The 12,991-nt window shown below is 72.7% G+C and carries 15 protein-coding genes; 11 read left to right on the top strand and 4 right to left on the bottom strand.

Going from position 1 to position 12,991, the window contains the following annotated elements:
* Positions 1 to 63 precede the first annotated feature (63 nt).
* On the bottom strand, positions 64 to 831 hold the full coding sequence (locus AB0B97_RS09000) for a hypothetical protein (RefSeq protein ID WP_357491857.1): 768 nt from the start codon (positions 829 to 831) through the stop codon (positions 64 to 66).
* Positions 828 to 1,016, bottom strand: a complete 189-nt coding sequence (locus AB0B97_RS09005; RefSeq protein ID WP_357491859.1) for an NUDIX domain-containing protein — start codon at positions 1,014 to 1,016, stop codon at positions 828 to 830. The genes AB0B97_RS09000 and AB0B97_RS09005 overlap by 4 nt, the downstream gene beginning before the upstream one ends.
* Before the next feature lie 114 nt (positions 1,017 to 1,130).
* Here AB0B97_RS09005 and AB0B97_RS09010 point away from each other — a divergent pair, with 114 nt between their 5' ends.
* From AB0B97_RS09010 to corA, 4 genes are all read left to right on the top strand, one after another.
* Positions 1,131 to 1,523: a CBS domain-containing protein gene (locus AB0B97_RS09010; RefSeq protein ID WP_234582610.1), complete on the top strand. Its 393-nt coding sequence runs from the start codon at positions 1,131 to 1,133 to the stop codon at positions 1,521 to 1,523.
* An 83-nt stretch (positions 1,524 to 1,606) separates the two neighbouring features.
* Complete coding sequence (locus AB0B97_RS09015; protein WP_357491861.1) at positions 1,607 to 2,065, top strand: ester cyclase; 459 nt, start codon at positions 1,607 to 1,609, stop codon at positions 2,063 to 2,065.
* Positions 2,066 to 2,171: 106 nt separating this feature from the next.
* Complete coding sequence (locus AB0B97_RS09020; RefSeq protein WP_234582608.1) at positions 2,172 to 3,266, top strand: PLP-dependent aminotransferase family protein; 1,095 nt, start codon at positions 2,172 to 2,174, stop codon at positions 3,264 to 3,266.
* A 304-nt stretch (positions 3,267 to 3,570) separates the two neighbouring features.
* Complete coding sequence (gene corA, locus AB0B97_RS09025) at positions 3,571 to 4,719, top strand: magnesium/cobalt transporter CorA (RefSeq protein ID WP_357491864.1); 1,149 nt, start codon at positions 3,571 to 3,573, stop codon at positions 4,717 to 4,719.
* A gap of 89 nt (positions 4,720 to 4,808) precedes the next feature.
* On the opposite strand, the gene AB0B97_RS09030 is transcribed toward corA, so the two are convergent.
* Positions 4,809 to 5,585, bottom strand: a complete 777-nt coding sequence (locus AB0B97_RS09030) for a hypothetical protein (RefSeq protein ID WP_357491866.1) — start codon at positions 5,583 to 5,585, stop codon at positions 4,809 to 4,811.
* 84 nt (positions 5,586 to 5,669) lie between these two features.
* Between AB0B97_RS09030 and AB0B97_RS09035 the strand changes: the two genes are divergently transcribed.
* On the top strand, positions 5,670 to 6,200 hold the full coding sequence (locus AB0B97_RS09035) for a peptidylprolyl isomerase (protein WP_234582605.1): 531 nt from the start codon (positions 5,670 to 5,672) through the stop codon (positions 6,198 to 6,200).
* Between the two features lie 100 nt (positions 6,201 to 6,300).
* A complete protein-coding gene (locus AB0B97_RS09040; protein WP_357491868.1) occupies positions 6,301 to 7,212 on the top strand; it encodes a rhomboid family intramembrane serine protease in 912 nt (303 codons plus the stop codon).
* Between the two features lie 3 nt (positions 7,213 to 7,215).
* On the opposite strand, the gene AB0B97_RS09045 is transcribed toward AB0B97_RS09040, so the two are convergent.
* Positions 7,216 to 7,644 carry a PH domain-containing protein gene (locus tag AB0B97_RS09045; protein ID WP_234582603.1) on the bottom strand — a complete coding sequence of 143 codons (429 nt, stop codon included), beginning with the start codon at positions 7,642 to 7,644 and terminating at the stop codon, positions 7,216 to 7,218.
* 118 nt (positions 7,645 to 7,762) lie between these two features.
* On the opposite strand from AB0B97_RS09045, the gene AB0B97_RS09050 reads away from it, so the two are divergent.
* The 5 genes from AB0B97_RS09050 to AB0B97_RS09070 all read left to right on the top strand — a co-directional run bounded on the left by AB0B97_RS09050 (position 7,763) and on the right by AB0B97_RS09070 (position 12,940).
* Complete coding sequence (locus AB0B97_RS09050) at positions 7,763 to 8,935, top strand: acetyl-CoA C-acyltransferase (protein WP_357491871.1); 1,173 nt, start codon at positions 7,763 to 7,765, stop codon at positions 8,933 to 8,935.
* A gap of 123 nt (positions 8,936 to 9,058) precedes the next feature.
* Positions 9,059 to 10,072 carry an aminoglycoside phosphotransferase family protein gene (locus AB0B97_RS09055; RefSeq protein WP_357491873.1) on the top strand — a complete coding sequence of 338 codons (1,014 nt, stop codon included), beginning with the start codon at positions 9,059 to 9,061 and terminating at the stop codon, positions 10,070 to 10,072.
* Between the two features lie 110 nt (positions 10,073 to 10,182).
* Complete coding sequence (locus AB0B97_RS09060) at positions 10,183 to 10,695, top strand: hypothetical protein (protein ID WP_234582600.1); 513 nt, start codon at positions 10,183 to 10,185, stop codon at positions 10,693 to 10,695.
* Positions 10,696 to 10,788: 93 nt separating this feature from the next.
* Positions 10,789 to 11,481, top strand: a complete 693-nt coding sequence (locus tag AB0B97_RS09065; RefSeq protein WP_357491875.1) for a response regulator transcription factor — start codon at positions 10,789 to 10,791, stop codon at positions 11,479 to 11,481.
* The gene (locus AB0B97_RS09070; RefSeq protein ID WP_357491877.1) at positions 11,474 to 12,940 is read left to right on the top strand and encodes a HAMP domain-containing sensor histidine kinase; all 1,467 of its coding nucleotides are present in this window, start codon (positions 11,474 to 11,476) and stop codon (positions 12,938 to 12,940) included. Before AB0B97_RS09065 ends, AB0B97_RS09070 begins: the two co-directional genes overlap by 8 nt.
* Positions 12,941 to 12,991 lie beyond the last annotated feature (51 nt).

Consider the following 12,991-nt stretch of genomic DNA (forward strand, 5'->3'; position numbering starts at 1 on the left):
GTCCTGCTCCCCGTCACCGCTGGAGGATAGCGCCGGCCGGCCGTGCCGCTCCGGCCAACCGGGTCAGCCGGGCAGCGCGGCCAGGTCGGCGAGCATGGTCAGCCGCTCCTCGGCGTCGAGCGCGTCGTACGGGCCGGCCGCCCGGCGGTCGGTCTCCAGCTCGATGGCCAGCCGCTCGGGGCCGGGAGGCAGGGCGGCGACGCTTGACGCGGTGTGCCCGGCGGCCGTCCAGGCGGCGGCGTGCGCGTCGGCCCGGTGGTAACGCAGCGTGCCGAGCCGGTTGAGCAGCAGGACGCCGGGCGGGGTGCCGTCCGGCTCGTGCGGGGGCGCCAGCGCCGCGAACGCCGACCCGTTCCGGTCGCCGTCGGCGTCGGCCAGCACCAGGGCGTACGTCAGCAGCCGGCCGAGCGCCGCCACCAGCCGCGTGACCCGTTCGTCGTGCCCGGCCCACAGTTCCTCGGTGACCTCGGCGTGCACCTGGTACAGCTCGGTGAGGAACGCGGCCCCCCGCTCGGTGGCGGAGAGGGACCCGTCCGGACGGCGGTGCAGCATGCCGTACGCCACCTGCTTGTCGACCGCCCGGCGGACCGCGACCGGGTCGGCGTAGCGGGTGATCGCCGCGAAACCCGGCCCGTCAACGGTGCCGCCCGGCGCGGCGAGCCGGGTGCGCAGGTCCACCAGGAAGCCGTTCGCCGTCGGCCCGCCGTACCGCTGGCTCAACTCGGCGCCGCCACCGTCGCGGCCGGCCAGCATGCCGGCGCGGAACGCCCGGTCCACGGCCGGGGCGAGCAGCCCGGCGATCCGGTACGGCGCCAGCTCGACGGTGTTCACCGATCGATCGACCGCAGGGTGGCGAAGCCCTCCTCCGCGATCTCCTCGCCCGGTTCCAGGTGGCCGCCGACGACGTCCCAGCAGTTGGGAAACAGGCGCCGGTGGGGTGAGCGGCGCTGGAAGAAGATTCGGCCGTCGTGGTCGACGATCAGCGCGCCGGCGCAGCGCAGGGGCTCGGTGGACACGCTTCGACAGTAGCGAGCGGCCCGGCATCGCGACGATGCCCGGTCTTGTCCCGGAAACATCCACCGACGACCATGTGCGTACCGAATGCCACCGTCCCAAAGGGGTGATGTGTGATGCAGGTACGGGAAGCGATGTCCAGCCAGGTCCTCGTCGTCGGTCCGGAGCACACGCTGCGTCAGGCGGCCCGGATGATGTCGGCCCGCGGTGTCGGGTCGGCGGTCGTGATCGACCCCGAGTCCGAGGGAATCGGGATCATGACCGAACGCGACGTGTTGAAGGCCATCGGCGCGGGCCTCGACTGCGACACCGAACGCACCGGCGCCCACCTGACCTGGGACGTGGTCTACGCGGGGCCGGAGTGGACGGTCGCCGAGGCCGCCGCCGCGATGGCCCGCGGCGGCTTCCGGCACCTGGTGGTGCTCGACGGCCGGGAGGTGGCCGGGGTGATCTCGGTCCGGGACATCATGCGGGTCTGGGCCGAGAGCCAGGTGGCCGCCACGACCTGACCCCGCGAGGTGTGCCAGGCCGGATCGACGGGTAAGGATCCCTCGCGGGCGCGGAGATTCCGTGTCCCGTGGGGGAGGGCCCGATGCGTGACGCGGAGCGCCTAATCGAGCAGCAGTACGCGATGCTTCTGCGGCGGGACGTGGCCCGACTGCCGGACCTGTACGCCCCGGAGGCGTTCTACGCCATGCCGGGTGTCACGGTCCGCCCGATCGAGCTGCCCGCGCTGCTGCGCACCTGGACGGGTGCCTTCGGAGATCTGCGGGTCGATCCGCTGGGCTCGGTGCGCACGTCCGGCGGCGCGGCAGTGGAGCTGCGCCTCAGCGGCACCCACACCGGCACGCTGCACTCGCCGTACGGCACCGTCGCTCCGACCGGCCGGTCGGTGAGCTGGGAGGTTGCCGACATCGTCCGGGCACGCCGGGGCCGGATCGTCGCGTGGCGCTCCTACTTCGACTGGAGCCAGCTCCTCGACGCGCTCGGCGTGCAGTTGGAGGGCCTTTCCCGCGCGCCGCAGCACGACTCGCTCGCACTTCCGGTCTGATCTGACGGCGACCGGCCGACCCGGGTCACCCGTCCCGGTGGCTCAGGATGCGGACATCGCCGTGCCGTCCGCGCGTCGCCCGCCGCCGCCCGTACGCTCAATATCCATGACCGCCGAGCAGCTGATCTCCTTTGCCCGTGGGGCGCCCTCGCTGGACATCGTCGATGTCGAGGGGCTCAAGGCCGCCGCCGTACGCGCCTTCGACGCCGACCCCGCGGGGGTCACGGCGTACGGCACCTCCGTCGGTTACCTTCCGCTGCGAAAGTGGATCGCCGAGAAGCACGGGGTCGAAGCCAACCAGGTGCTGGTCACCAACGGCTCGCTCCAGGCCGACGCCTTCCTCTTCGACCACCTGGTCCGTCCCGGCGACGCGGTGGTGGTGGAGCGTCCGACGTACGACCGCACGCTGCTCAACCTCCAGCGGATGGGCAGCGAGCTGCACGGCATCTCGGTCCAGCCCGACGGTCTGGACACCGCCGAGCTGCGCAAGCTGCTGGAGTCAGGGGTCCGCCCCCGGCTGGCCCACGTCATCCCGAACTACCAGAACCCGGCCGGCATGACCCTGTCGCTGGAGAAGCGCCGCGAACTGCTCGACCTGGCGGCCGAGTACGAGTTCACGATCTTCGAGGACGACCCGTACGCGGACATCCGCTTCCGCGGCGAGGCGCTGCCGTCGATGCTCTCGCTGGACACCCGCAACGTGGTCGTGCACGCGTCGAGCTTCACCAAGACCGTCTGCCCGGGCGTGCGGGTCGGCTATCTGGTCGGTCCGGCGGATCTGATCGCCGACATCGCCAAGAACGCGACGAGCCTCTACATCTCGCCCGGCATGGTGTCGCAGGCGATCGTGCACCAGTTCTGCGTGTCCGGCGACATCGACCGCTCGATCGAGACCGTCCGGTCGGCGCTGGGCGAACGCGCCCGGGTGCTGGCCGAGTCGCTGCGCCAGCACCTGCCGCAGGCCCGGTTCGTGGAGCCCGACGGCGGCTACTTCCTGTGGGTGGAGTTCCCCGAGGACGTGTTTGTCGATCAGCTCGCCCCGGCTGCGGCCGAGCGCGGTGTCGCAGTGGTCAAGGGCAGCGACTTCGTTCTCGACGGTGGGCGGCACGCCCTGCGGCTGGCCTTCTCGGCCGTGACGGCCGACAAGATCGACGAGGGTGTCCGCCGGCTGGCGTCGGCTGTCGAAGCCATTCGGAGCTGATTTTCTGTCGGGTTCCCGACAGAACGACGATGCCGGCCGTCCCGGGACTCCCCAGCGGGCGGCCGGCGGCTCACAATGCTGCGAGCGTCACCCGTCAGGTGCAGCGAGGGTCACCCCGCCGCCACCTCGGGCCACGCGTGCAGCACAACCCCCGCCCCCACGGGCGCCGGGTGGGCCGTGTCGTCCTTCACCCCCCGATGCGGCCCGGCCCGCCCGGCGCCGCACCCGCGACCGCCGTCACACCTGCCGGTGGCGACCATCGGCGTAGCCTGCAAGCCGCAGGCGAGCGCGGGGAGGTGTCGCGATGACGGATCGGGCAGAGCAGGGCCGGACGGCCCCGCTGAACACGTCCCGGGTGCTGCGACCCCGGGCCTGGCCGTCCCCGGTCCGGGCGGTGACCAGGATGCTCAACGCCGACGGATCGCCGCCCACTCCGGCCCCCACCGGCACCGGCCGCAGCGGGGTGGTCGACTGCGCGCTCTACATCGACGGCAAGCGGCAGCCCGGCGACTGGACCTACTCGGAGGCGCTGGAGGCGGCACGCCGCGAGGAGCACGGCTTCGTCTGGATCGGGCTGCACCAGCCGGAGCTGGCCGAGATGACCGCCATCGCCGAGACGTACGGCCTGCACGAGCTGGCCGTCGAGGACGCGGTGAAGGCCGAGCAGCGACCCAAGCTGGAGCGGTTCAACGACGTCAGCTTCCTGGTCCTGCGCACCGCCCGCTACTGCGAGCACACCGAGCTGACCGAGACCTCCGAGGTCGTCGAGACCGGCCAGGTGATGCTCTTCATCGGCCCGAACTTCCTGATCAGTGTCCGGCACGGGGACGCCTGCCGGCTCTCCCCGGTCCGCGCCGACCTGGAGACCAAGCAGGAGTTGCTGCTCCAGGGCCCATGGGCGGTGGCGTACGGCGTGACCGACCGGGTGGTCGACCTCTATCTGGAGGTGGCCGAGCAGCTTGAGGACGACCTGGATCAGCTGGAGGCCGAGGTCTTCGACCGCAACAGCCACGGCCGGATCCAGCGGATCTACCAGATGAAGCGGGAGCTGGTGGAGTTCAAGCGTGCCGTGGTCCCGTTGCAGCGGCCGCTGATGAACCTGACCTCCCAGGTCAACCGCGACGTGCCCAAGGAGATCCGCAAGTACTTCCGGGACGTGCAGGACCACCTGAGCCGCACCGTCGAGCAGGTGAACTCGTACGACGACCTGCTGAACTCGATCCTTCAGGCGCGGCTGGCCCAGGTCACCGTCGACCAGAACAACGACATGCGCAAGATCGCCGCGTGGGCGGCCATCGCCGCGGTCTGGACCTCCATCGCCGGCGTCGAGGGCATGAACTTCGACAACATGCCTGAGCTGAAGATGACGTACGGCTATCCGGTGGCCCTGGCCCTGATGCTCGGTGTCTCCCTGGCCCTCTACCGCTGGTTCCGCCGCAACGGCTGGCTCTGACCCGCGACAGCGCCGGCAGGAATCGCGAGAGCGCCGGCGAGCGGGGTGAACCCGCGTCGCCGGCGCTCGCTGCGTTGCTGTGCCGGGGGTCAGCGGCGGCCGTTGGTGCGGGCGGTGTCCTTGCCCAGGGCCTTGGTGAGGTCGTCGGTCGGGCGCCCGGAGACGTCAGTGGCTCCCTCGGCGACCGACGGGACCTTGTTGGTCGGGCGGACACTGCCCGGCTTGGCCGTGCCGGTGGTGCTGGCGCTGTCGCCGCCGGCCACCGCCGAGCTGCCGGCGCCGGTCATCCCGGCCATGGCGGAACCGTCGGTCCCCTTGGTCGCGGTCGGCGCGGCCGGCGTACGCACCTCGATCGAGTCGACCTCGTCGCGCATCGGCTCCAGGGTGCGGGTCGGGTCGTACTCGGCCCACTCCTGCTGCTCCCGGCGGCGACGCAGGGCGACAGCGCCGGCCAGGCCCGCGATGGCGCCCGCGGCCAGCAGGCCGGTCATCATCGAGCCGCGACGGCGCGGCTGCTTCTTCTTACCGGTGATCCGCATGGTCTTCGACTTGGCCTTCCTGGTCAGCGGCCCTGCCTGCGTGGCGCCGTCCCGGGCCGCCGCCGCCAGCGGTGCCAGCGTGGTGAGTGTGGTTCCCCAGCCGGTCGACGCGCGGTCGCGCACCTTCACCGCGGCCGGCCCGACATAGCCCCGGGCCACCTGGACCCGCGGACCGACAGTCGCGCCCGCGCCCTTGGCGGCGTGGTTGGCTGCCTGCATCAGGTGGCTGATGCTCTGGTTCAGCTCTGCCTTGGCGAGCTGGCCCTGGGACTGACGCCGCCCGATTCCAAACACGGTCCTACCTCCTGGGAGTTGTTCCTTCGTCATCCTCCACCTTCGGATGCCTCCGCGATGCCAGATCGGGCACATGGGAGGATCCGCATGGAACTGACCAACGAGTGAGGAGTACCCGTGGCCGAGGCTGTCTACGCCACCCTGCACACCAACGCTGGCCCGATCCGGCTGGAGCTCTTCGAAAACCACGCTCCGAAGACGGTCCGCAACTTCATCGACCTGGCCGAGGGCAACCGGGAATACACCGACCCGCGCACCGGTCAGCCGGGCAGTGGGCCGTACTACGACGGCACCATCTCGCACCGCGTGATCAGCGGTTTCATGGTTCAGATGGGCGACCCGACCGGCACCGGTCGGGGCGGGCCGGGCTACAAGTTCGCCGACGAGTTCCACCCGGAGCTGCGCTTCGACCGGCCGTACCTGCTGGCGATGGCGAACGCCGGACCGGGCACCAACGGTTCGCAGTTCTTCATCACGGTGTCCCCGACCCCGCACCTCAACAACCGGCACACCATCTTCGGTCAGGTCGCCGACGAGGAGTCGGTGAAGGTCGTCGACTCGATCGCCAACACCCCGACCGGCCCGAGCGACCGTCCGCTGCAGGACGTCGTCATCGAGCGGGTCGAGATCGAGCGGTCTGCCGCCTGACGAACCCGCGAGGTACCTTTGCTCGCATGATTGAGCGCTCCGGAGCACCGCGCCGGCCAGCGTCGGTGAGCCGCGCGGTGGCGGACGGAGGACCGGCCCGGTGAGCGAGTCCCCGCCGACCACCCCGGTCTGCTACCGGCACCCTGGCCGGGAGACCTACGTCCGGTGCACCCGCTGCGACCGGCCGATCTGTCCGGACTGCATGCGGGAGGCGTCCGTCGGGCACCAGTGCCCGGAGTGCGTCAACGAAGGTCGCCGCACCGTCCGGCCGGCACGTACCGCCTTCGGTGGTGGTACGGCCGGCCGGCACGGCTACGTCACCAAGGGCATCATCGCCCTGAACGTGCTGGTCATGCTGCTGTCCATCGCCTCCGACCGGGGCGGGGACGCCGCGCTCGGCGGCTCCGGCTTCGGCGGGCTGATGGGCGGCGGGACCCCGCTCACCAACTGGGGTTCGGTGCTCGGGTTGGCGGTCCTCCCCGACGGCACGCTCGGCGGCATCGCCGAGGGTCAGTGGTATCGGCTGATCACCGCGATGTTCCTGCACTACGGCGTCATCCACCTGCTCCTCAACATGTGGGCGCTGTGGGTGCTCGGCCGGTCGCTGGAGGCCAACCTCGGGCCGCTGCGCTTCGGCGCGCTCTATCTGGTCGCGGGCCTCGGCGGCAACGTGGCCGCCTATCTGTTCAGCGCCCAGAACTCGGCGACGGCCGGCGCGTCCACTGCCGTCTTCGGCCTCTTCGCCGCGCTGATCATCATCGAGCGCAAGCTCGGCCGGGACATCTCCCAGGTGATCCCCATCCTGGTGATCAACCTGGTGTTCACGTTGACCGTGCCGGGCATCTCCATCCCCGGGCACCTCGGCGGCCTGGTGGTCGGCGGCGCGATGGCGGCGGTGCTCGCGTACGCGCCGCGTGGTCGGCGCACGCTGGTGCAGGGCGTGGGCGGCGCGATCATCCTGTTGATCCTGCTCGGCCTGGTCCTGTTCCGCACCGCGCAACTGCTGAGCTGACGCTCAGGGGTGTCGGCGGGCGGCGCGCAGTTCGGCGGCCACCTCCTCGGGGGTGGCGCCGAGGTCGTACCTGCCGAACAGGTGCAGCGACTCGCCCGCGTCGATCTCCAGGACCTCGCCGGTCAGCCCCCACCGCTGCCGGCGGTCCACGGTGATCGCCTCGACCGTCGGCCACGGCAGCAGCCGCCGGCCGGCGAAGCCGTGGATGACGGTGAGCCCCGCCGGATCGACGGTCAGGCGGACCGGCGCGACCAGGTCCCGTACCGCCCAGGCGGCCAGTGCGGCGGCGGCCACACCGGCCACGACCAGCCGGATCGGGTCGCCGTCGGCGAAGAGCAGACCGAGGGCGACCAGCAGGACCGCGCCGGCCAGCTTGGCCACCGGCAGGTTCGTCGGCACCCGCCACTGCCGCACCGGGGAGATCTCGTCCACCCGCCCAGCATGCCAGCGGTCGGCGGATGCCGGGAGTAGCGGCACCTCGGCCCGTGGGCGGACGAGGGTTCCACGGACGACGTAGGATCGGGGCAGCCCAAGTTACCGGGGAGTAAACATGAGTGACGCGGTCATCGTCGGCGCGGTGCGTACCCCGGTCGGGCGGCGCAAGGGCAGCCTCGCCGGTGTCCACCCGGTCGACCTGTCGGCGCACGTGCTGCGCGCCCTCGCCGAGCGCACCGGCCTGGACCCGGCGCAGGTCGATGACGTCTTCTGGGGCTGCGTGTCCCAGGTCGGCGAGCAGTCCTGGAACATCGCCCGCAACGCGGTGCTCGCCGCCGGCTGGCCCGAGACGGTGCCCGGCACCACGCTGGACCGGCAGTGCGGCTCCAGCCAGCAGGCCCTGCACTTCGCCGCCGCGACAGTCCTCTCCGGCCAGGCCGACCTGGTGGTCGCCGGCGGTGTGGAGTCGATGACCCGGGTGCCGATGGGCTCCAGCGTGGCGGGCGGCATGCCGTTCAGCGACCAGCTCCGCGCCCGCTACCGGGGTGTCGAGGGCTTCGCCGACGACGCGCCGCTGCCGTTCAACCAGGGCGTCGGGGCCGAGCTGATCGCCCGCCGTTGGCGCCTCTCGCGTACGCAGCTCGACGAGTTCGCGCTCGCCAGCCACGAGAAGGCAGCCGCCGCGCAGGACGCCGGGGCGTTCGACCCCGAGCTGACACCGGTGCCGCTCGCCGATGGTGGCAAGTTCACCGCCGACGAGGGCATCCGTCGGGACACCTCGCTGGACAAGCTCGGTGAACTGGCCACCCCGTTCCGCGCCGACGGCGTGGTCACCGCCGGGTCCGCGTCCCAGATCTCCGACGGCGCCGCCGCGCTCGCGGTGACCACGTCCGACTGGGCGAGCCGGCACGGTCTGCGCCCGCTGGCCCGCATCCACACCGCGGTGGTCGCGGCCGACGACCCGGTCACCATGCTCACCGCGCCCATCCCGGCCACCGCGAAGGCGCTGCGCCGCGCGGGGCTGGGCATCGAGGAGATCGGGGTGTACGAGGTGAACGAGGCGTTCGCCCCGGTACCGCTGGCCTGGCTGGCGGAGACCGAGGCGGACCCGGAGCGGCTCAACCCGCGCGGTGGCGCGATCGCCCTCGGGCACCCGCTCGGTGGCTCCGGCGCCCGGATCATGACCACGATGCTCCAGCACATGCGGGACAACGGGCTCCGCTACGGCCTGCAGACCATGTGCGAGGGCGGCGGCATGGCCAACGCCACCATCGTCGAGCTGCTCTGACCCGGCGACCCGCCGTCGGCCGGAACCGTCGGGCCGGTCTGACCCGCCGGCTCGGCCGCCAGCCCGAGGAGCACCGCGGAAATGGTCTCGCCCCGGTCAGGCACGCCGCCTAGGGTGCCCATCGTGACGACGATCGCCGACGAGCGCGCCCCCGACTGGTCCAGCGTGCAGTGGCAGCAGGAGGCCCGAACCTGGGTCGACGAGCAACTCGGCAACGCCGGTCGCCGGGTCACCGGGCCTGTCGAGCCCCGAGTCCGGCCGTGGTCGCTGGTCTGGCGGGTGCCGACCGACGGCGGGCCGGTCTGGTTCAAGGCCAACAACCGGGGCACGGTCCACGAGGCGGTCCTCATCGCGATGCTGGCCGGGTTGACGCCCGAGCGGGTGCTGACCCCGATCGCCGTGGACCGGGAGCGGGGCTGGTCGCTGCTTCCCGACGGCGGCGAGTCACTGCGTGACGTGCTGGGCCGCGACCCCGACCTGGCGCACTGGGAACGGGCGTTGCCCGGGTACGCGGCCCTCCAACTCGCCACCACGCCGCACGCCGACGAGCTGGTCGCGCTCGGCGTACCGGACCACCGCCCGGAGGTGCTGCCCGGACTGCTCGCCGAACTGCTCGACGATCGCGATTCGCTGCGCGTCGGCGCGGAGGGCGGGCTCGCCGTCGAAACGTACGAGCGGTTGCGGGCGGAGGTTCCGGCGTACGCGCAGCGGTGTCGCCGGCTCGCGGACATCGGCATCCCGGCCACCGTGCAGCACGACGACCTGCACGACGGGAACGTCTTCGCCGGGCCGGCCGGGTACCGCTACTTCGACTGGGGCGACGCCTCGGTGGCGCACCCGTTCGGCACGCTGCTGGTGACCCTGCGCTCCATCCGGTACGCCAGCGCGTTGTCGGCGGACGACGCCAGCCTCGCCCGGCTGCGCGACGTCTACCTGGAGTCGTGGACCGACCGCTACGACCGCCGTACCCTCGTCGAGGCCGCCGACCTGGCCATGAACCTGGGCGCGGTGAGCCGGTCGCTCTCCTGGCGGCGGGCCCTGGACACGGCCGACCCGGCCCGGGCGGAGTACGCCGAGGCGGTGCCCGGATGGCTTGCCGAACTGTTCGCCGCCTCCCCTCTTGCGCCCGAAGGCTGACCGACATCCGTCCGGTCGGAAGTCGGACAGGCGGTGCGACGCGCCGCGTGGAACTTCCAAAAGTCCGACGTGACCCACGTCACCGGTGCGGGGAGGTCGTTGGGCAGGTCATGGACGTCTTCTCTCGAACGTTCCTCCCGGCCGCCACCGAGGCCGGCCTGGCCGTACAGACGGTGAGCCGGCACATGCCGGTCTTCCGCCGCTGCGTGGGCTCGGGTGACGCCACCATCCTGGTCACCCGGTGCAGCCGCCCCGACCGTCCGGTCACCGGCGACTACCTGTTGCTGCTCACCCACCGCCGACTGGTGGTGACCCAGCAGACGAGGCTCCTGCACCGGCTGCGCCTGCACCTCAACACCGAGCTGCGCGAGCTGAGCAACGTCACCTGGAGCCCGGACCCCCGGCTGGGGTCGGTCGAGCTGGCCGCCACCGCGATCGACGGGATCCGCGAGCGGTTCCTCATCCGCACCAGCCACCCGAAGCAGGTGTGGCAGCTCGACGCGCTGCTCAACCACGCGTTCCGGACCCGCCTGCGGGCACCCCGCGAGCGGATCGTCGCCACCATCGGTGACGCGCCGGCCGCCGTCCGACCCAGCGCGTTCCGCCCCGCCGTGGCGCGCTGACGCCCGGCGGGCCGGTCGCCGTTCACGTCTCCTTTACCGAACTCGAACACGCACCGATCGCGCCGAACCGACCGGGTCGGCAATCATGGGCCGGTGACAGTCGAACCGCCGCACCGCGGGCTCGTCCTCGTGGTCGAGGACGAGCCGGCCATCGCCGACCTGGTCCGGCTCTACCTCACCCGCGACGGGTTCGGCGTCCACCTCGAACGCGACGGCGAGGCCGGCCTGAGCGCCGCCCGCCGGCTGCGGCCGGTCGCCTGCGTCCTGGACATCGCCCTGCCCGGTCTCCCCGGCACCGAGATCTGCCGCCGGTTGCGCGAGGCCGGTGACTGGACGCCCGTCATCTTCCTCACCGCCCGCGACGACGAGGTGGACCGGATCGTCGGCCTGGAGCTGGGCGCCGACGACTACGTGACGAAGCCGTTCAGTCCGCGCGAGCTGGTCGCCCGGGTCCGCGCGGTGCTGCGCCGCAGCGCCGGTGGCCCCGAGGGCGCGGAACGACAGCGCATCGTCGGCCCGGTGACCCTCGACCCGGCCCGGCGGACGGTCACCGCCGGCGGCGTACCGGTGCAGCTCACCTCCACCGAGTTCGACCTGCTGGCGCATCTCATGGCCCGGCCGGGCCGGGTCTTCACCCGGGAGGAGCTGCTGGCCGGCGTCTGGGGTTACGCCGCGCACGCCGGGACCCGCACGGTGGACGTGCACGTCGCGCAGGTGCGGGCGAAGCTCGGCCCGGCCAGCGTCATCCGTACCCACCGGGGCGTGGGGTACGCGGTCGATGCCTGAGCAGCCGGTGCGCGCCGAGTCGCCGACCATGGCACTGCCGGTGGTCGGCGCCCGCCCGCCGGCCGCACCCCGGCGCAGCCGTCTCGGCCGCACGCTTACCGCCCGCGCGGTGCTGGTCACCTGCGCGGTGGCACTGGTGTCGGTGCTCGTCACGGCAATCGTCGCGGTGCCACTGGCGATCCGCGGCGCGGAGCGACGCGACCAGCAGGCGCTCGCCGCGCAGGCCCGACTCGCCGCCGAGGTGCTGCGCACCCGGCTGGACCGGGGTCGCACCGTCGACGAGGAGCGGCTCATCCAGCAACTGCGCGACCAGGGCATCGACGCGTACCTGATCCGGCGCGGGACCGTCGACCGGTCGGGCCTTCCGCCGCGTGTGGTGCAGCGGATCGGGCAGGGCCGCAACGTGTCGGCCCGCCGCCCGGTCAACGGCCACCGCGCCCTGGTGGAGGGCCGGGCGCTGCCGGGCGGCAACGGGGTGGTGCTGTCCCGCGCCTCGTCGAACGGGTTGTGGGCGCAGGTGCTGCTCAGCCTCTGGTTGCCGCTGCTGGCCGGGTTGGCCGCCGGCGTGGTGGCCGGTCTCCTGCTGGCCCGCCGACTGGCCCGACCGATCCGCGTCGCGGCCACCGCCGCCGCCCGACTGCGGGCCGGAGACCGTGCCGTCCGGGTGCCTGTCGAACCGCCGGACGAGGTCGCCGACCTGGCCGAGGCGCTGAACGGGTTGGCGGCGGCCCTGACCACCAGCGAGGGCCGGCAGCGTGAGTTCCTGCTCTCCGTCTCGCACGAGCTGCGGACCCCGCTGACCGCGATCCGGGGGTACGCCGAGGCGCTGGCCGACGGCGTCATCGACGCGGACGGCACCGCCGACACCGGCCGGACCATGCTGGTCGAGGCCCAGCACCTGGACCGCCTGATCGGCGACCTGCTGGCGTTGGCCCGGCTGGAGGCCGCCGACTTTCCGCTGGAGCCGGTGCCTGTCGACCTGACCCGGCTGGCCGCCGACGCCGAGCCGACCTGGTCGGGTCGGTGCGCCGCGGTGGGTGTGTCGTTCCGCGTGGAGGCGCCCGGTCAGCCGGTGTCCGCGTACACCGATCCGGGTCGCATCCGACAGGTGCTGGACGGGTTGCTGGAGAACGCGCTGCGGGTCGTACCCCCGGGGGCGCCCGTGGTGCTCGCGGTCCGGCCGGTCGGTGCGGACCCGGCGGCCGGCGGTGTGCTGGAGGTCCGCGACGGCGGGCCCGGCTTCACCGACGACGACCTGGCGGTGGCGTTCGAGCGGGGGGCGTTGCACGAGCGCTACCGGGGGGTGCGCAAGGTGGGCAGCGGGCTGGGCCTGGCACTCGCCGCCGGGCTGGTCCGGCGGCTGGGCGGCGAGATCGTCGCGGGCCACGCGCCCGAGGGCGGCGCCGCCTTCACGGTCCGGCTGCCCGGTGATCCTTACCTGACCCGAACATCGGCCTGATGGTCCGCTCGTCCGCGCGGGGAAGGCTGAGGGCTCCACGGACGAGAGGGA

It is taken from the genome of Micromonospora sp. NPDC049004, from assembly GCF_040649315.1.
Taxonomy (GTDB): Bacteria; Actinomycetota; Actinomycetes; order Mycobacteriales; family Micromonosporaceae; genus Micromonospora.

Excerpts from the sequence above, each read along its gene's own strand:
- corA (WP_357491864.1), top strand. The coding sequence starts at position 3,571 with ATGACGGATCGGGCAGAGCAGGGCCGGACGGCCCCGCTGAACACGTCC.
- AB0B97_RS09015 (WP_357491861.1), top strand. The coding sequence starts at position 1,607 with ATGCGTGACGCGGAGCGCCTAATCGAGCAGCAGTACGCGATGCTTCTG.
- AB0B97_RS09060 (WP_234582600.1), top strand. The coding sequence starts at position 10,183 with ATGGACGTCTTCTCTCGAACGTTCCTCCCGGCCGCCACCGAGGCCGGC.
- AB0B97_RS09030 (WP_357491866.1), bottom strand. The coding sequence starts at position 5,585 with ATGACGAAGGAACAACTCCCAGGAGGTAGGACCGTGTTTGGAATCGGG.
- AB0B97_RS09070 (WP_357491877.1), top strand. The coding sequence starts at position 11,474 with ATGCCTGAGCAGCCGGTGCGCGCCGAGTCGCCGACCATGGCACTGCCG.
- AB0B97_RS09010 (WP_234582610.1), top strand. The coding sequence starts at position 1,131 with ATGCAGGTACGGGAAGCGATGTCCAGCCAGGTCCTCGTCGTCGGTCCG.
- AB0B97_RS09020 (WP_234582608.1), top strand. The coding sequence starts at position 2,172 with ATGACCGCCGAGCAGCTGATCTCCTTTGCCCGTGGGGCGCCCTCGCTG.
- AB0B97_RS09050 (WP_357491871.1), top strand. The coding sequence starts at position 7,763 with ATGAGTGACGCGGTCATCGTCGGCGCGGTGCGTACCCCGGTCGGGCGG.